Below are 16,799 nucleotides of genomic sequence, written 5' to 3' on the forward strand. Positions count from 1 at the left end.
GCGACCTTTGCAATTGCGAGCGGAAAATCAACTGTGCCTGCCCAGTATCCGAAGCCTCATGCGGCGTCGCATGTCGAGACCCTAGCGCTGTTGCAGCGCCAGCCGGATGCCCAAGACGCAATAGATGCAGCCGACAGCCTTGCCCTGCCATCTCAGCACCGTCGGGTTTCGGCGCAGGAAAGCGCCGAGGCCGCCCGCACCCACGGCGAAAACCACCGTGCTGACGAGGCCCAACAGAACAAAGATCACGCCCAATGTCGCCAGTTGAAGCATCACCGATCCGTTTTCAGGCCGCACAAACTGCGGAAGAAATGCAAGGAAGAAAAGCGCGGTCTTGGGGTTGAGAATCTCGGTCAAAACAGCCTGCCGAAATGCTTTGGCAGCGGGGATCGCAAGTGCGCCGGCGGCCGGATAGGCAGGCGTTTTCTCGATGACCGCGCAAATGCCGAGATAGATGAGGTAGGCTGCGCCGATGTACTTCACTATGCTGAAAAGCGCCGCCGACGTGGCAATGATAGCCGAAATGCCGACGATCGCCATGAAGGTGTGAACCACGTCGCCGGCCGCGATCCCCGCGCCGGTTGCGATGCCCACCCTGGTGCCAGAGCTGGTTGCCCGCGCCACGGTCAAAAGGGTGGCAGGACCCGGGATGAAGACAAAGCCAAGCACAACCGCGACATACGCAATCAATGTGGCAAGATCGATCATTGGTGGGCTTCTCCGCAACTTTCATCCTCAATGAAGGCATGTAGCGGAACAGCAAGCAATACCTGCCTAACCGCGGCGTTCACGCGGCCAGCTCGGCCTTGCCTGTGACCCTGAGCGCAAAGGCATAGGTGAAGGCGATTTCCTCCAGCCTCGAAAACCGGCCGGAGGCGCCGGCATGGCCTGAATCCATGTTGATCTTGAACAGCACAGCATTCTCACCTGTCTTGCGGTCGCGCAACCGCGCTACCCATTTGGCCGGCTCCCAATAAGTGACGCGCGGGTCGGTCAGGCCGGCCAGCGCCAGAATCGGCGGATAATCGAGTGCGGCGACATTGTCGTAGGGTGAATAGGCGGCGATGGTCCGGTAATCCTCCGCCGAAGCGATCGGATTGCCCCATTCCGGCCATTCCGGCGGCGTCAGCGGCAGGCTGGCGTCGAGCATGGTGGAGAGCACGTCGACGAAGGGAACTTCGGCGATGATGGCGCCGAAACATTGCGGCGCCATGTTGGCGACCGCCCCCATCAGCATGCCGCCGGCCGAACCGCCTTGCGCGACGATGCGGTCATGCTGCGTATAGCGTTCGGCGACGAGGTGCTGGGCGACCGCGATGAAGTCGGTGAACGTGTTCATCTTGTTCGTCCGCTTGCCGTCGTCGTACCAGCCATAGCCCTTGTCCTTGCCGCCGCGAACATGGGCTATTGCGTAGACAAAGCCGCGGTCGACCAGCGAAAACAGATTGGTATTGAACGCGGCCGGCACGGTGATGCCGTAGGAGCCGTAGCCGTAAAGCAGGCACGGCGCCGACCCGTCGAGCGGCGTGTCGCGGTGATGGAGGAGCGAGATCGGCACCAGTTCGCCGTCGGCGGCAGGCGCCATCAGCCGGCGCGTGACATAGTGCGCCGGGTCGTGGCCGGACGGCACTTCCTGGGTCTTGAGCAGCACCCGCTCGCGGGTGCGCATATTGTAGTCAAAGACCTGCGCCGGCGTCGTCATCGACGAATAGGAAAAGCGCATGATCTCGGTGTCGTATTCGTAGGAGCCGGACAGGCCGAGCGAGAAGGCCTCCTCGTCAAAGGAGATCAGGTGCTCCTCGCCGCTCTTGCGGTCGTGCACGACGATGCGCGGCAGGCCTTCCTTGCGCTCGAGCCGGACCATGTGGTCCTTGAAGCCGATAACCGAAAGGATCAGTCGGCCCGCTTCGTGCGGCACCAGTTCCTGCCAGTTGGCACGCACCGGATCATGCGCTGGCGCCGTCATGATCTTGAAGTCCTTGGCACCGTCGGCATTGGTGAGGATGAAGAAGATGTCGCCGCCTTCCTCGAGCTCGTACTGCAGGCCGGTCTGGCGCGCCGCCACCAGCTTCGGCTCTGCGAACGGATCGTTGGCGCTCATGATGCGGTATTCCGAGGTCTCATGGTCGTTGATGCCGATCATGATCCACTCGTTGGAGCGCGTGCCGCCGACATCCATGAAGAAGCCGGGATCGGTCTCCTCGTAGATCAGCCGGTCGTTTTCCGGACTGTCACCAAGCGCATGGAACAGCACTTTGGAAGGCCGGTGGTTGGGGTCGAGGCGAGTGTAGAAAAACCCGTCATTGCCGGCATCCCAAACACCGCCACCGCCGGTGTCCGGAACCCTATCCGCCAGGTCGTTGCCGCCGGCGAGATCGCGGACGCGCAGCGTGTAGAATTCGGAACCCTTGTCGTCGAAGGCCCAGAGCAGCTTGCTGTGGTCGTCCGAATGATCGACGCCGCCCAGCCGGAAATAGGGCTTGCCCTCGGCCTCGGCATCGCCGTCGAGCAATATCTGCTTGTCGCCGCCGTCGCGCGCCGTGCGGAAATAACGCGGCTGCTGGCCGCCAAGCTTGAAGGAGGAGCCGTAGGCATAGGGCCCGTCCTTCATAGGCACAGAGGAATCATCTTCCTTGATACGCCCCTTCATTTCCGCGAAAAGCTGCTTCTGCAGCTGAGCCGTATCGGCCATCAGCGCCGTCTGGTAAGCATTCTCGGCTTCGAGGTGGGCGCGGATTTGGCCGTCGAGCAGAGACGGATCCCTGAACATCTCTTGCCAATTGGTGGCCCTCAGCCAAGCATAGTCGTCCGTCCGCGTCATGCCGTGATGCGTGTCGAAGATCGGCCGTTTCTCCGGCTGCGGTGGGGTGGCGGTCGGAAACACTGGGGTTCTGGTCATTGCGTCTCGCTGTGGAAGTTACTTGAATAGCGAATGAACACGCCGCTCAGCGCGGGTTCAACGGCTATGATCTATTGTCGTGGTGGCTCGAGGGGACGGGCTGGAGGAGAGGACAATGAACATTTTTTCTCGGACTGTCGCGGCCCTCGCCGTCGCTGCGACGACCCTGGCCAATGCCGGTCATTCTCATGCAACTGCCTTTGCGGCTTGGCAAGTGGCCAATGTGCCGTTCGGCGACACACTCAATGTGCGCAAATACCCTTCCGGAACTTCGCAGAAGCAGGCCGCCTATCCCAACGGGACGGTTCTGCAGATGACCGGCAAATGCACCGGTGGGATAAATCTGCTCAATCTCGCCAACCATTCGTACTGGCAGCAGAAACAGAAGATCCGCAATCACTGGTGCCAAGTCTGGCATGATCCGGCACAGAACGGCCAGTTCGTCACCGGCTGGGTCTACGGAAAATACATCACTCCGTTTCAGTGACGCGGCACGCCGCTCCCGGCCGACGGCTCACGAGCAACAGTAATGCTTCGCAACCTATGATTTTACTGAATCCGCCGATTGGCCAGGCTGTAATGCTGCCGGCTGGATCAAGCATTGAGCTCTATTTACCTGCTGCAGTCTGTGTAATGGCTGCTTGCCGCCGCGTCAGTCGATGCTGGTCTGACCAGAAAAAACGGCAAGTTTACACTCTGCACGAAAGAGTGAAGCTGAATATGAAAGATTTGACTTGCATCGCTGAATAGAGCGCAAGAAGCGAATTGACTTACTTGACGCCAAGGCCCATTAAGGTGCCGCGACGCGAATCGCGGAGGCTTTTTCCTGCACAAGTTCGCGCGATGCCCAACTATCGAAACGGGCGCAAACAGAAACAATTCTCGTTGGGGCCTGAACGCCATGGATATTACCGAAACACCTTCCAGAAACAGTGACGCGCTGATCGAGCTCACCGCCGACGTGGTGGCCGCCTATGTCAGCAACAATCCCGTGCCGGTCGGCGAATTGCCGAACCTCATTGCCGATGTCCATGCCGCTTTGGGGCGCGTCGGCGGGGCCGCCGAGCAGCCGCCTGCCGACAAGCAGAAGCCGGCGGTAAATCCGAAGCGTTCGGTGCATGACGACTACATCATCTGTCTCGAAGACGGCAAGAAGTTCAAGTCGCTCAAGCGTCACTTGATGACCCACTATGATCTCACGCCCGACCAGTATCGCGAAAAGTGGAACCTGGACCCGAGCTATCCGATGGTTGCTCCCAATTATGCGGCCGCCCGTTCGCAGCTCGCCAAGAAGATGGGTCTCGGCCGCAAGCGCAAGGGACGCTGATAACCGGCTCTTCGGGTTTGACACTCAAACGGCGCCTGCGGGCGCCGTTTTGTATTATGGGGTCAAAGGTCGAACCCGCCATGCTGCCGGCACCTGCCGTCCGGTCAGGCGGTCTGCTTCAGCGCTGCTTCGGCGTCGCGCTTGATGCGCTTGACCATCGAGCGAAGACCATTGGCGCGCTGCGGCGACAGGTGCTCGTCAAGTCCGAGCGCCTTCAATGTGGCCTCTGCGTCGGTCCTCTGGATTTCGCTGGCCGGCCGTCCCGAAAACAGCGCCAGCATGATGGCGACCAGACCGCGCACGATATGGGCGTCGGAATCGCCCTTGAAGGTGATAACGGGGTCGGGACCACCGCCCTGTTCGGTGGTCAACCAGACCTGGCTGACGCAGCCGGGTACCTTGTTGGCCGGTATGCGTTGCTCATCGGGAAACGGCGGCAGCGCTTCACCCAGTTCAATCACATAGCGATAGCGGTCTTCCCACTCGTCGAGCAGGGAAAAGTCGTCGCGGATGGTCTGGATCGTCGTAGTCATCACCCCGGATATAGTCATCCGGCGCTGCCACGTCACGGAAAAAGAGGAGAAACGCCGCAGGCGCCGAGAGCGGGGAGCCTTGCGGTCTGGCGACGAATTCGGCCGAAACAGTGTCAGTTCTTCGCCGGAAAGTGCAGTTTCGCCGGCAGATCGACTTTCGCCGGCAAGACGATTTCCTCGGGCACGCTGCCGGTGGTCGTCACCGTATCTGGTTCAGGGGTCTTGTCGTCCAGCATGGCGGCCGCGATCTTGGCGGTCTCCTTTGCCCGGGCGGTGATGGTGTGCATTGCCGATTTGCCGGTCTCGCACACGTCCGGCTTGCGCTCGCAGATGCCGGCGATGTCGCCGACGGCTTCGCGCGCCGCAAACAGCGCCTGGAGCGGCCCGACGCTTTCGCGGCCCGCATCATCGGCGCCGACACCCAACGGCAGCGCCAGAAGCACTAGGGAAAACCAGAAAGCAGCTCTTATCAGAAAGCCCATCTGTCTGTCCTTTATGACGGTCATGCCTCCGAACCACACGACCTTTGTACCGCGATACTGGCACAGACGCGCAAAGGACGGCTTGTCCCGAAAGCAACAGTTTTCCTCAAATTTTAGGCAGATTCGAAACGAAGCGTTTTGAAGTTCATTTGCCTCGAATGGTTCATATTTCATTCAGCAAATGATTACCATACAACGTGCTGTTTTTGTTCGTTATTTTTTGCGTTGGTGACAGTTTGATGCGATCGCCCGCAAACCCAGGCGCGGGTGGTCCGGATAACGCTCCGTTTACTATGGCGGCAATTGCCCCGGTTTTTTCCCCGCCGGTATCCCGACATTTGCAGCCTGCCGGGGACGATCGGCGCAGCCTTATCCATTCCTTAAACGCTGGATGCGAGTTTCGGATCGACAAAAGCCGCCTGCAAAGCAGGGCCGTTCACCACCGGGTGCGTTGAGTTGAGTGCGATCAAGGCCAGATACGCCGAGTTGCCGGGCGCGATAGCCGCCGGTTGCGAACGGATGGTTCATCCGTCCGTCCTCGGCCAGGACGACCGCCGCCGTGAGAGCCGGTTCATTGGCGTCATGCTGGCGGCTCCGTTCTTCAGCGCGGGTGCAGCGGTGACGCTGGTCACGTCGGGCATGGGCGCGGCCGTGACTGTGGCTGCGATCTTTGCGGCGTTCGGCCTTTGCTGGTTCGCCGCCCTGCTGGTGGCTGCATCGGGCAAGATGACCCTGGCCGGCCAACTCGCCTTGGTCGTCGGCAGTGTTGCCCTGGGTGCCCTTATCGCTGCCGCCGGCGGTGTGGCCTCGCCGGTTGCCTTGCTCGCGGTGGCGCTGCCGTTTGAAGCCTGGTGGATCGGCCAGTCGCGGCGTGCCGTGATCTGGGGCGCCATATCGGCCCTTGTCGCAGTCTTGCTGCAGCCTTTAGCCGGTTCCGTCTTGCCGCTCGGCCAGACCGAAATCGCCGCATGGCACTGGCTGGTGCCGTTGGCCTGGGCGCTCACGCTCATTCCGCGCGTCGCTTCACTTTGTGCCACCGCCAGCGCTCAGCTCGATCCGGCCGGCAGCCACCGGCTCGAAGACCTGATCGACGCCGTCGTGCTGCGAATCGCTGCGCATGGCGAGGTTCTGGACGCCTCGGCTAAGGCACGCACGATGCTGAGGCTGCCACCGGAGCTGCTTTTCGGCACCGGACTTTTCGATCGCATCCATCTGTCCGACCGCGTCCCATATCTCAGTGCGCTGGCCGATATGCGCGAGGGCGCCCTGTCGCGCCGGCTCGATCTTCGCGTCCGGCTGCCGCAGAGCAGCGGCGTGACGGCCGACAACTACCAGCCGTTTTCGCTCGAGATGATGCGCGCACCGGGGGAGGAGACTGTCTTCACGCTTGTTCTGCGCGAGAACGATGAACTGGCCGGACTGCGCCAGGAGCTTGCCGCTGCCAACGAGGCGGCTGCTTCGGCCGAGGTGGCGAAAGGACGCTTCCTTGCCGTCGTCAGCCATGAGTTGCGCACCCCGCTCAATGCCATCATTGGCTTTTCCGACATGCTGCTGCACGAGATGTTCGGCAGCTTCAAGGATCCGCGCCAGAAGGAATATGTCGGCTTGGTCAGGGATTCGGGCCAGCACCTGCTTGCCGTCGTCACCTCGATACTCGATGTATCGCGGATCGAATCGGGCGCCTACGCGACCGAACCGGAACCGTTCCGCTTCCGCGAAGCGGTCGAGATGTGCCAGTCGATGATGCGCCTGCAAGCAGAGGCAAAGGACATCGATCTGCAGGCCCAGATCGCGCCGGACGCAGGCGAAATAAATGCCGACCGTCGCGCCGTGCAGCAGATCCTGATCAATCTCGTCTCTAATGCGATAAAGTTCACGCCCGAAGGCGGCAATGTCGTCATCGGCGCCAAGCGGATCGGCTCGCGGCTGCATTTCTGGGTCCGGGACACCGGTATCGGCATCGCCGAGGAAGATTTCGCCAATCTCGGCAAGCCGTTCATGCAGATCCAGAACGACTATACCCGTCGTTTCGAAGGCACAGGGCTCGGGCTTTCGCTGGTGAAGGGGCTGGTGGCGCTGCACGAGGGCACAATGTCGATCGAAAGCATGCCGGGCGAGGGCACCACGGTGACGATCAGCCTTCCCGTGAGCGGCCCGACGGGCCGCTCGGCGGAGAAGACCGGCGTGGTGCCGATGTCCGCGGTCAAAGCCAAGGCGGACGGTGGCAAAGGGGAGAGCAATGGGTCGCGCCGCAAAACAGCCTAAGGCGGTCAAACGCCGCGGCAATGCCTTCGAGCACGGAGCGATGGCGCTGGGCAGCCTGATCTCGCGCAATCCTGTTGTGGTCGGCGGCTCCACCGCGTTCCTGGTGACGCTGTTCTACGTCTCGGCGAACGCGCTTTGGTACCAGCCCTTTCCGCATGCCGGCGCGTTTTTCGCTACCAGAAGCATCGAACGCTTTCCGCGGGCGGATAGCGATGAGCCCGAAACCACCATCAATATCGTGCGTCCGGCCGCTACGCCGATCAAGAGCGACCCGGTCGTCGAGCAGGTCCAGGGCATCTTGAAGGATCTCGATTTCTATTCCGGCACCGTCGACGGGATTCCCGGACCGAATACGCGCAAGGCCATCCAGGCCTATCAGCAGAAAGTCGGATTGAATGCCTCCGGCGAGATCGACGGCGTCCTGCTGGATCAACTGGGCGCCACGCCAAAGACCGCGGCCGTGGTTCCGCATCCCGTGCCGCGGCCGGTCGAAACGGCCGCTGCTCCGGCCGCCATTCCGGTATCCGCACCAGCAAATGCAGCGGCGCAAACGCCGGATCCCCGCATCGTCAAGATCCAGGCCGGACTGAAAGCGTTCGGCAATGAGGACATGCAATTGGATGGCGTCGTCGGCGCGCGCACCAAGGCCGCGATCAAGGAATTCCAGGCGCTGTTCGGCTTGCCGGAGACCGGCGAGCCCGACGAGATCGTCTACGTCAAGATGCGCGAGATCGGCCTGACCAACTGAGGGCCGAAACCTAGTCTCCCGGCCTATTTAAGCCATTGCTCCGGGTCACGCATTCCATGGACTATCGCCACGGCTAACACGCCGTAGGGCATGGGCTCGTAAATCACGATGTAGCGCCCCTCGACCAGAATGCGGGCGGTGGCGCTCAATTCCGGTCGAGCTGCGCCCATTTTGGCGTGCTCGCAAGCCAATTCCAGCCTGTCGAAAATGCGTCCGATCAGCTTGTCAGCCGCCTTCTCGTTATCGACGGCAATGTGATGCCAAATATCTCGCAAATCCTGAGAAGCTCGCGGGGTGAGCCGGTATTCAGCCACGGACTGCGCGTTCGGCCTTCAGAGCGCGTAAGAAAGCCGTACGATTTACGTGTTGACCTTCGCCACTTGCCATCCCTTCGTCATAGGCCCTTTTGAGGCGTTCCAGTTCAAGAGTGCGGAATTCCTCGCGCTGCTCCCATAGACGTAGTGCTTCCCTGACGATTTCACTGTTGGAAGCATAGTCTCCGCTGTTCACGGCGTCTTGTAGACGGGCGGCCTGCTTGGGGGTAAGCGACACAGTAAGAGTGCGCATGGGCTGGGCTTTCATACCGGGCACTATAGCATTTTTCACAGAGGCCAACAAGTTTTGTTAGACTTTGTAGGTAAATCGTCGCATTCCGGGACTTGCTTTGATGGCCAACCGTTGCTCGCGAATAAGTGAGAATCTCGACACCACAAACCCGAAATCGTACAGGGTCCCGCCATGCGGGTAACCACCGATCTGTGGGTGTCGGCCCTGTTGCGCCGGGTTTTTAGCGCCGGCGGCTTTGCCGCCGTGGTCAAGCGCGGCGCCACGGAAGCCGGCGCGGTTTTCGTGTTGGCGCGTGGCCGGCTAGGAGAGATGGCGCTGTTCGGGCCGGCGCCGCAGACGAGCTACGATTCGGCCAGGCCGGACGACCGTTTTTTCAGTCTGCTTGGCGAAGGCGACGATGTCGCCATTTTCGACGCGCGGCTGGAGCGCGAGAAGAAATTCGATCCGGATATCTGGGTGATCGAGATCGAGGCGGGCGCCGTTCCCGTCGAGGAGCTTATCTCGGTCAAGGCGTCGTAACGGCAAGCCTTCAGATGCGAAGCGCCTTTGGGGTGGCGGTTATATCGGCGCTGTTCGGCTTGCGCAGGTCGGCATTTGCCGCGACGCGCCCGGGCTTGCGAACGATTTTCGACACGGTGTCGGCCTTCCAGCCGCGGAGCCTGTCCAACGCAGCGTCGCGATGCAGCAGGCGGTAGCGGTCGAGGAAGATGCGGATCGCCTGCGGGTGCGGAAACTCGGTCGGATAGATGGCAGCCGTGATCAGGAACGCCTTGTCTTCGCCAAGGTCGAGCGCGCGCAAGGCGAAAAGTAGCGGTGTGTAATTTTGGCTCGCGGTGAGCGTCCGCGCCGTTGAAAAATCGACTTCGAGCGCATCGGCGAGCGCTGTCTGAAAGAATGCCGCATTGCCGGTCAGCGCGGTTTCGCGCAGCTTGACGTAGGTTTGTGGCTCGACGAACGGTCTGATGGCGGTGCCGCGCTCGGCGCGCATCATGGATCGCAACCGGCGGCGTACGGTTTCGGCGGCGTCGGCCGCCTCTTGTCTGTTTGCGTCGCTCGCGACCATTTCCGCGTTTTCGGACGGGGCAATGGCAGTTGCTTCCGGCTGCTGCTGCGACCGCACCAGCGTCGGCCTTTCAAGCACTTTGATGAGATCGGCGATGGTTTGGTTGAGATCCTTGCGGCGGGCAATGGCACGGGCATGCGGCAGGCCGTGACGCCCAATCAGCGCGATCAGGTCGATGTCGCTGAGGGCACGCGAGCGGATGAGTAGTGGAGCGGCGATGTCGACCCGCTCCTGGCAAAGCCGCCGCACCAGCGCGGCGGGTGCATATTCGCATTCGGAAAGGGCAGCCGCGACGTAGCGGCGCGATTCGACCGAGACATTCTCGAAAAGCGGCAGCGTCAGGTCTTCGAGCTGCGCGATCTCCCGGCGCGAAGGGCGGGTGAGCGAACAGAATGCCGATACCGCGGCGCGAAACAGCCTTTCGGCCTTTCCCGATTCAGCTCCTGCTGCGATTTGCCTGAAATCCGAAGCTGACACGAAGGATACGCCCGACACTCGACACGATCTGGAGGGCGCTCTGCCGGGCTGTACCGGTTTCGCGTTTCCCAAGAACAAAGATCAATTTAGCGGCGATCCGTTAGCGCTCCGTTAACCTACTGCCTTCTTAATCGACTATGGAGGCGTTGCGTTGTGCTCCGGGGCAACCGAGAGGAATACGCGAACCATGGGCATGGTACTGTCTTTCGTGCCGCGAACGGCGGCAACCAATCGAGCACAACAAGCCGCGCCGGCGGCAGTGATCATCTTTCCCGGGGTGCGCTACGAGCAGCGGCCGCTGACGGCCGAAACGCGGCCGGCCGGGCCCGACAAGCCGGGACCTTCGGGAACATTGCCCGTACCGCATCACTGAGCATCGGAACCGGCTTAAAAATCCTGCAGTTCGCAGGAACTCTGTTCGAGAAAGCGCGAGACGATCGGCTTCCAGCTGTCGTCGGGCACGAACGAACGGATGACGAATACGCCTTCCTCTATCGGCGCCTCGACGAAGATGGCCCCTTGCAGTTCCTCGGGAAGATCCTTGCGGACCTCGATCATCTGGGCCGGCGTCAGCACAACGGTGTCGAGCACGCCTGCGGTCGCACTGTGGTCGTTGAAAGAGTAGATGTTGTGGCCGCCGCGGTCATAGACCGATATCGACCAGAACGGCACCTTGCCCGGCGCCTTGACCCGCACCATCCCCTCGGCAAGGTCGAAGCGGCAAGCCGCCGCATAAAACAGCGGATCGACCGATTTCACCACCGGCGTGCCGCCGGCTTCCGCGTCGAGCCTGGTCATCTTGTAGAGATCCGAAGCCATGGCCAATCGCGACCAGGCGTCGCGTTCCGAGAACTCGGGGACGAGCAGCAGCACGACGATGTGCACGATGCCGGCGCCGAGCAGGCCGAGCAGCACGGCATGCAGCAGGCTACGCATTGCAGCCGACCTTCTGGATCTGCGGCAGCGTGACGTCCGACAGACCGGTGCTGCTGGCGATCGGTGTATCGTAGAACGTGAGCACCAAGTACATCTTGCCGGCGCCGCTGGTCAGCAGCCAGTTGCCGGGCGCAGGGCGGCTGCCGACGGAAATGACCACCGAATTGTCGGCCTGGCGCAGCACTTGATAGGACTGCAGCGCAGCCGGCCTCGGCGTGCCGGTCTCGACCACCCCAAGCGACTGGTCGGCGGCATAAAGCGTCCAGAACCGGGCGGTGGGAAAACCGCCCGCAATCTTATAGGTGCATTGCCGCTTGAGCTGTTCGCCGCCGGAATCGCGTTCGGCTATGAAGGACAGCCCTTCCGCCTGTCCAAGCGCCAGCACGCCTTCGCGAGCCACCCGGGCTTTGGAATAGGGATCCGCCGTCGGCGTGCCGATATCCGGGAAGGCGGTCCATTGGCCGATCCTGATGGCGCCGACGCCATCCTGCAGCTTCAGCGCGTACCAGACGCTGGCGCCACCGCCACCGATGGCGATGGCAAGCGAAAGCAGCGTCAGGAAGGCGTTCTTGAGCATGACGAGCCGGGAGAACCGAAGGCCGGGGACAGAAAGATTGCCGCCGGGGATATCTCGGCGCAGGGGCTTATGGCAAGCGGCCCCGCGGAATTGGCCGTCACAGCGCCGACAGGGTCTCCGGTGCAGCGGGCGCGTCGAGCACGGGTGCCGCCTGGAAAAGCCTGGTCAGTTCTTTCAGGGTCCGGGTGGTCCGGCTGGACAGCACCGGCGGACGCTCGGCGGCGGCGTCGGCTGCTGCCTGTTCGGCGTTCTTCTTTTCCGCTTCCTCGGCCTTGGCGGCGATTTCGGCATCGACGAAGGGATGATCGATACCGGGGATCGGTTTCAGGTCTATATTCTGGTGCGCATAGAGCATCAGCCGCTGCCACACCATTGCCGGCAGCGTGCCGCCGGTCATCTTGTTGGTCGCGGTGAAGTCATCGTTGCCGAGCCAGACGGCGGCTGTGTAGTTGCCGGTAAAACCGACGAACCAGGCATCGCGGTAGGATTGCGTCGTGCCGGTCTTGCCGGCGACAACGATGTTTGGAAGGGCCGCGCGCCGGGCCGTGCCGATCACCGGCACCGCCGCCAGCATGGTGTTCATGTATTTGAGCGCCTGCTCCGACAGCACCCGGTGCGGCGGCTGCGCGTCCTTGGCGAAGTCGTAGACCACTTCGCCGGTACGGTTGAAGAGTTGGCTTATGCCGTGCCGGGTTCCGGCAAAGCCGTTCTGGGCGAACACGCTGTAGCCCGTCGCCTGGTCCATCACAGTCATGCCCGATGTACCGAGTACCATGGTCTTGTGCGATTCCAGCGGCGACTCGACGCCCATGGCTTCCGCCATCGCCTTGATCGGCTTGATGCCGAGATAATCCTTGGCCAGCCGCACCGGCACGGTGTTGATCGATTTGGCCATCGCCGTGATCAGCGTCACCTTGCCGGCCGACCCGCCATTGTAATTGTGGGGCGACCAGCTGCCCCAGGAGATGGGTCCGCCGGACACCACCGAATCCGGCGTGAAGCCATGCTCCATCGCCGTCGCATAGACATAGGGCTTGAACGAGGAGCCGGTCTGGCGAAGTGCCTTGGTGGCGCGGTTGAACTGGCTGGCGCCGTAGTCGCGGCCGCCGACGATCGCCCGGACCGCGCCGTTGGTCTCGATGACGACGATGGCGCCCTCGGTGACGTTGTATTCCTTGCCGAACTGGCGGAGGTGGAACTCCATCGATTCTTCGGCCGCCTTCTGGATGTTGGCGTCGAAGGTGGTGTGAGCGACAAGCGAGTGCGGGCCGCCTTTGGCGGCGATCTTCTTGACCTCGTCGAAGGCCCAGTCGAGGTAATAATCGGGGCTCTTCTGCTCGCCGCGGTCGACGATTTCGGCCGGGTGTAATCTTGCCTGCAGCACCTGGCCTTCGGTCATGAAGCCGGAATCGACCAGATTGGACAGTACCACATTGGCCCGCGCCCGGGCGGCGGGCAGGTTTATGTGCGGCGCGTATTTGGTCGGCGCCTTGAACAGGCCGGCCAGCATCGCCGCCTCGGCAAGGTTCAGGTCCTTGACGCTCTTGCCGAAATAGAAATCGGCTGCCGCCTCAATGCCGAAAGTGCCGCCGCCCATATAGGCGCGGTCGAGGTAAAGCTGCAGGATTTCCTTCTTCGACAGATTGGCTTCGAGCCACAGCGACAGGAAGGCTTCCTTGATCTTGCGCTCGAAGGTCCGTTCATTGGTCAGGAACAGGTTCTTGGCCAGCTGCTGGGTGATGCTCGAGCCGCCCTGGACGACGGAATTGGCCCGTACGTTCTCGAAGATGGCGCGCGACAAGCCAAGCACGTCGATACCGTAATGGTCGAAGAAACGGCGGTCCTCGGTGGCCAGCACCGCCTTGATGACATGGTCGGGCATCTCGTCGACCGGCACCGAATCGCGCTGGATAATGCCGCGCTGGCCGATCTCGTTGCCGTAGCGGTCTAGGAAGGTGACGGCGAAGTCGCCTTGCGTGCGCCAGTCGCCGGCGGTTATCTGGAAGGCCGGCAAGGCCAGCGCCAAAAGGACGACGATGCCGCCGGCACCGAGCGTAAAGCCTTCACTCAACAGTTCGATCAGGCCGCGGCGCCAGCCGCCGACGCGGAAACGCCGCGAGAAGATGGTGGCCGCTTCCCAGAACTGGCGCGCCCTGAAGCCGATTTCATAGACAGAGGAATCGATCCACGCATCCACCGCCAGCAGCCTTGCGGCGATCGGACCTCTTCTCTTGCGTGGTTCCAAAGGACTGGCCATTCCAGGATCCGGCTGCGGCGACGCCGCCAACTGAGAAACCGCATGCCGGCAATTTCACGGCGGCGCGCCTTTCAAGACTATTCGTCCATTTTGGTGCTGCCTACAAGGGCAATGAAGGTTCCGCGCTTGCGTGGGTGCTGAGGATTGGCAGCGTCACATGGGACGCTTGTCCGCGATCTTTTTCGGGTCGCGGCCTATCATACCGGCGTTGGCTTTCCTGTGCTTGTCGGCAAGCCTGCGAATGCGATCGAAGCGGCTTTCCTCGGCCACTTCGATTTTCGCCGCTGCATTTGGCTTCGGGACGAATGCGATCATTGATCGATCTCCTTGCCGATGGTGCGCGCCTGGAAGATACCCCGGAGACTGTCTTTCAGGCTTGTTTCCGGCAGTGACTGGTCAAAAGCCCATGCCGCCGGGCGAAGCAGCGGCTTCCTTCGCCGGAACGTCGGTGATCATGGCTTCCGCCGTGATCAGAAGCGCCGCAATGGAGCCCGCGTCCTGCAGCGCCGTCCGTACCACCTTCGCAGGGTCGACGATGCCGGCCTTGATCATGTCGACATAGACCTCGTTCTGGGCATCGAAGCCCTGATTGTGATCCTTGCCGTCGGCGAGCTTGCCGACGACGATCGAACCTTCGACGCCGGAATTTTCGGCGATCTGCCGGATCGGCGCTTCGAGCGCTCTCGACACGATCGAAATACCCGCCGTCACATCGGCATTGGCTCCGGTCATCCCGTTCAGCACAGCCTTGGCGCGCAGCAACGCGACACCGCCGCCCGGAACGATGCCTTCTTCAACGGCCGCGCGCGTGGCGTTCAGCGCATCGTCGATGCGGTCCTTCTTTTCCTTGACCTCGGATTCGGTGGCGCCGCCGACACGGATGACGGCAACGCCGCCCGCCAGCTTGGCGAGACGTTCCTGTAGCTTCTCCTTGTCATAGTCGGACGTGGTTTCCTCGATCTGCCCCTTGATCTGCTGGACGCGCGCCTGGATGGTGGTCTTCTCGCCGGCGCCGTCGATGATCGTGGTGGTGTCCTTGTCGATCAGCACGCGCTTGGCGCGGCCGAGCATCTCTATGGTGATGTTCTCCAGCTTGATGCCGAGATCCTCGGAAATCATCTGTCCGGCGGTGAGCACGGCGATGTCTTCCAGCATCGCCTTGCGGCGGTCACCGAAGCCAGGCGCCTTGACGGCCGCGACCTTGAGGCCGCCGCGCAGCTTGTTGACGACCAGCGTTGCCAGCGCTTCGCCCTCGACGTCCTCGGAGATGATCAACAGCGGCCTGCCGCTTTGCACCACGGCTTCGAGGATGGGCAGCAGTGCCTGCAGATTTCCGAGCTTCTTTTCGTGGATGAGGACGTAAGGGTCTTCCAGCTCGGCGCGCATCTTCTCGGCATTGGTGACGAAATAGGGCGAGAGATAGCCGCGGTCGAACTGCATGCCTTCGACGACGTCTAGTTCGGTTTCGGCGGTCTTGGCCTCCTCGACGGTGATGACGCCGTCATTGCCGACCTTGTCCATGGCCTTGGCGATCATGGCGCCGACGCTGGTGTCGCCATTGGCGGCAATGGTGCCGACCTGCGCGATCTCGCCTGAGGACTTGACCTTCTTGGCGCGCGCCTGGATTTCCTGGACGACGGCGCTGACGGCAAAGTCGATGCCGCGCTTGAGGTCCATCGGGTTCATGCCGGCGGCAACGAATTTGGCGCCCTCGCGCAGGATGGAAGCGGCAAGCACCGTGGCGGTGGTGGTGCCGTCGCCGGCGAGGTCGTTGGTTTTCGAGGCCACTTCGCGCACCATCTGTGCGCCCATGTTTTCGAACTTGTCGGAAAGCTCGATTTCCTTTGCCACGGCCACCCCGTCCTTGGTGATGCGCGGCGCGCCGTAGGCCTTGTCGATGATGACGTTGCGGCCTTTGGGGCCGAGCGTCACCTTGACGGCGTTGTTGAGGATTTCGACGCCGCGCAGCATGCGGTCACGCGCGTCGGTGGAGAATTTGATTTCCTTGGCAGACATGATCTTTTCCAGTTCGGTTGTCGTGGCACGGCGCTTGCAGCGCCTGAATCAAAGCTCGGAGCGTCCTTGCGCGCCCGGGAGCGCGCGCGGCCTTCCAATCAGGCGGCCTTCTTGGCAGCCACGGTCTTATCGACGGTGCCCATCTCGCTTTTGTCGATGATGCCCATGATGTCGGCCTCCTTCATGATCAGAAGGTCCTCGCCGTCTATCTTGACCTCGGTGCCGGACCATTTGCCGAACAGGATGAGGTCGCCGGCCTTGACGTCGAGCGGGATCAACGCGCCGCTTTCGTCCCGCGCACCCGGCCCGACGGCGATCACTTCGCCTTCCTGCGGTTTTTCCTTGGCATTGTCGGGGATGATGATGCCGCCCTTGGATTTGGTGTCGCTTTCGGCGCGCCGAATGACGACGCGATCGTGGAGTGGCCGGAATTTCATGGGGACTCTTTCTGGGGCCGGCTTAGGCGGCCGCCCCTCTCTATAGGCGCCTTGGCACTCGATTGATAGGAGTGCCAAAAAATATTCATAGGGCACATCAAATATTGAATTTATTATCTTGCCTGGCCATCCCCCTGTGTTCGGGACTTGCCGAATATTATTGAAATTGAATTTCTGTCTTTGAACACCTATTTACGATGAAGTTCACAGCCATG

General features: G+C 61.7%; 19 protein-coding genes. 6 read left to right on the forward strand and 13 right to left on the reverse strand.

What is annotated here, in order from left to right:
- Window positions 1-81: 81 nt before the first annotated feature.
- Entirely contained in the window at window positions 82-708 is a 627-nt protein-coding gene (locus NKJ72_RS22860; protein WP_352479515.1) for a LysE family translocator, read from the reverse strand.
- Window positions 709-787: 79 nt separating this feature from the next.
- Window positions 788-2,899: a S9 family peptidase gene (locus tag NKJ72_RS22865; protein ID WP_352479516.1), complete on the reverse strand. Its 2,112-nt coding sequence runs from the start codon at window positions 2,897-2,899 to the stop codon at window positions 788-790.
- A 115-nt stretch (window positions 2,900-3,014) separates the two neighbouring features.
- Here NKJ72_RS22865 and NKJ72_RS22870 point away from each other — a divergent pair, with 115 nt between their 5' ends.
- Window positions 3,015-3,386 carry an SH3 domain-containing protein gene (locus tag NKJ72_RS22870; protein ID WP_352479517.1) on the forward strand — a complete coding sequence of 124 codons (372 nt, stop codon included), beginning with the start codon at window positions 3,015-3,017 and terminating at the stop codon, window positions 3,384-3,386.
- 414 nt (window positions 3,387-3,800) lie between these two features.
- Window positions 3,801-4,226 carry a Ros/MucR family transcriptional regulator gene (locus NKJ72_RS22875; protein ID WP_023677844.1) on the forward strand — a complete coding sequence of 142 codons (426 nt, stop codon included), beginning with the start codon at window positions 3,801-3,803 and terminating at the stop codon, window positions 4,224-4,226.
- Window positions 4,227-4,330: 104 nt separating this feature from the next.
- Here the strand turns inward: NKJ72_RS22875 and NKJ72_RS22880 are convergent, their stop codons facing one another.
- A complete protein-coding gene (locus tag NKJ72_RS22880) occupies window positions 4,331-4,759 on the reverse strand; it encodes a SufE family protein (RefSeq protein WP_352479545.1) in 429 nt (142 codons plus the stop codon).
- 113 nt (window positions 4,760-4,872) lie between these two features.
- Window positions 4,873-5,241 carry a DUF5330 domain-containing protein gene (locus NKJ72_RS22885; protein ID WP_352479518.1) on the reverse strand — a complete coding sequence of 123 codons (369 nt, stop codon included), beginning with the start codon at window positions 5,239-5,241 and terminating at the stop codon, window positions 4,873-4,875.
- Window positions 5,242-5,760: 519 nt separating this feature from the next.
- Between NKJ72_RS22885 and NKJ72_RS22890 the strand changes: the two genes are divergently transcribed.
- Together NKJ72_RS22890 and NKJ72_RS22895 are read left to right on the forward strand one after the other, a co-directional pair.
- Window positions 5,761-7,506, forward strand: coding sequence for an ATP-binding protein (locus NKJ72_RS22890; RefSeq protein WP_352479546.1), 1,746 nt, complete (start codon window positions 5,761-5,763; stop codon window positions 7,504-7,506).
- The gene (locus tag NKJ72_RS22895) at window positions 7,481-8,254 is read left to right on the forward strand and encodes a peptidoglycan-binding domain-containing protein (RefSeq protein WP_352479519.1); all 774 of its coding nucleotides are present in this window, start codon (window positions 7,481-7,483) and stop codon (window positions 8,252-8,254) included. The genes NKJ72_RS22890 and NKJ72_RS22895 overlap by 26 nt, the downstream gene beginning before the upstream one ends.
- A gap of 23 nt (window positions 8,255-8,277) precedes the next feature.
- Here NKJ72_RS22895 and NKJ72_RS22900 read toward each other — a convergent pair whose 3' ends face one another.
- Together NKJ72_RS22900 and NKJ72_RS22905 are read right to left on the reverse strand one after the other, a co-directional pair.
- A complete protein-coding gene (locus tag NKJ72_RS22900; RefSeq protein WP_254819939.1) occupies window positions 8,278-8,568 on the reverse strand; it encodes a type II toxin-antitoxin system RelE/ParE family toxin in 291 nt (96 codons plus the stop codon).
- Window positions 8,561-8,836 carry a type II toxin-antitoxin system ParD family antitoxin gene (locus tag NKJ72_RS22905; protein WP_502895544.1) on the reverse strand — a complete coding sequence of 92 codons (276 nt, stop codon included), beginning with the start codon at window positions 8,834-8,836 and terminating at the stop codon, window positions 8,561-8,563. The genes NKJ72_RS22900 and NKJ72_RS22905 overlap by 8 nt, the downstream gene beginning before the upstream one ends.
- Before the next feature lie 156 nt (window positions 8,837-8,992).
- Between NKJ72_RS22905 and NKJ72_RS22910 the strand changes: the two genes are divergently transcribed.
- Complete coding sequence (locus NKJ72_RS22910) at window positions 8,993-9,340, forward strand: DUF1491 family protein (RefSeq protein WP_352479520.1); 348 nt, start codon at window positions 8,993-8,995, stop codon at window positions 9,338-9,340.
- Between the two features lie 10 nt (window positions 9,341-9,350).
- Here NKJ72_RS22910 and NKJ72_RS22915 read toward each other — a convergent pair whose 3' ends face one another.
- Window positions 9,351-10,361 carry a hypothetical protein gene (locus NKJ72_RS22915; protein WP_352479521.1) on the reverse strand — a complete coding sequence of 337 codons (1,011 nt, stop codon included), beginning with the start codon at window positions 10,359-10,361 and terminating at the stop codon, window positions 9,351-9,353.
- A 187-nt stretch (window positions 10,362-10,548) separates the two neighbouring features.
- Here NKJ72_RS22915 and NKJ72_RS22920 point away from each other — a divergent pair, with 187 nt between their 5' ends.
- Complete coding sequence (locus NKJ72_RS22920) at window positions 10,549-10,734, forward strand: hypothetical protein (protein WP_352479522.1); 186 nt, start codon at window positions 10,549-10,551, stop codon at window positions 10,732-10,734.
- 14 nt (window positions 10,735-10,748) lie between these two features.
- Here NKJ72_RS22920 and NKJ72_RS22925 read toward each other — a convergent pair whose 3' ends face one another.
- The 6 genes from NKJ72_RS22925 to NKJ72_RS22950 form a co-directional block, all read right to left on the reverse strand.
- Window positions 10,749-11,297 (reverse strand): DUF1254 domain-containing protein, encoded by a 549-nt coding sequence (locus tag NKJ72_RS22925; protein ID WP_352479523.1) that lies wholly within the window; start codon window positions 11,295-11,297, stop codon window positions 10,749-10,751.
- On the reverse strand, window positions 11,290-11,874 hold the full coding sequence (locus NKJ72_RS22930) for a DUF1214 domain-containing protein (RefSeq protein ID WP_352479524.1): 585 nt from the start codon (window positions 11,872-11,874) through the stop codon (window positions 11,290-11,292). Before NKJ72_RS22930 ends, NKJ72_RS22925 begins: the two co-directional genes overlap by 8 nt.
- Window positions 11,875-11,971: 97 nt before the next feature.
- Window positions 11,972-14,131, reverse strand: a complete 2,160-nt coding sequence (locus NKJ72_RS22935; protein ID WP_352479525.1) for a transglycosylase domain-containing protein — start codon at window positions 14,129-14,131, stop codon at window positions 11,972-11,974.
- Window positions 14,132-14,284: 153 nt separating this feature from the next.
- Window positions 14,285-14,446, reverse strand: a complete 162-nt coding sequence (locus NKJ72_RS22940; RefSeq protein WP_352479526.1) for a hypothetical protein — start codon at window positions 14,444-14,446, stop codon at window positions 14,285-14,287.
- 81 nt (window positions 14,447-14,527) lie between these two features.
- Window positions 14,528-16,147 (reverse strand): chaperonin GroEL, encoded by a 1,620-nt coding sequence (gene groL / locus NKJ72_RS22945; protein WP_352479527.1) that lies wholly within the window; start codon window positions 16,145-16,147, stop codon window positions 14,528-14,530.
- A gap of 98 nt (window positions 16,148-16,245) precedes the next feature.
- Entirely contained in the window at window positions 16,246-16,584 is a 339-nt protein-coding gene (locus NKJ72_RS22950; RefSeq protein ID WP_352479528.1) for a co-chaperone GroES, read from the reverse strand.
- Window positions 16,585-16,799 lie beyond the last annotated feature (215 nt).

Origin of the sequence: Mesorhizobium sp. M0045 (assembly GCF_040323385.1) — a bacterium.
Lineage (GTDB): Bacteria > Pseudomonadota > Alphaproteobacteria > Rhizobiales > Rhizobiaceae > Mesorhizobium.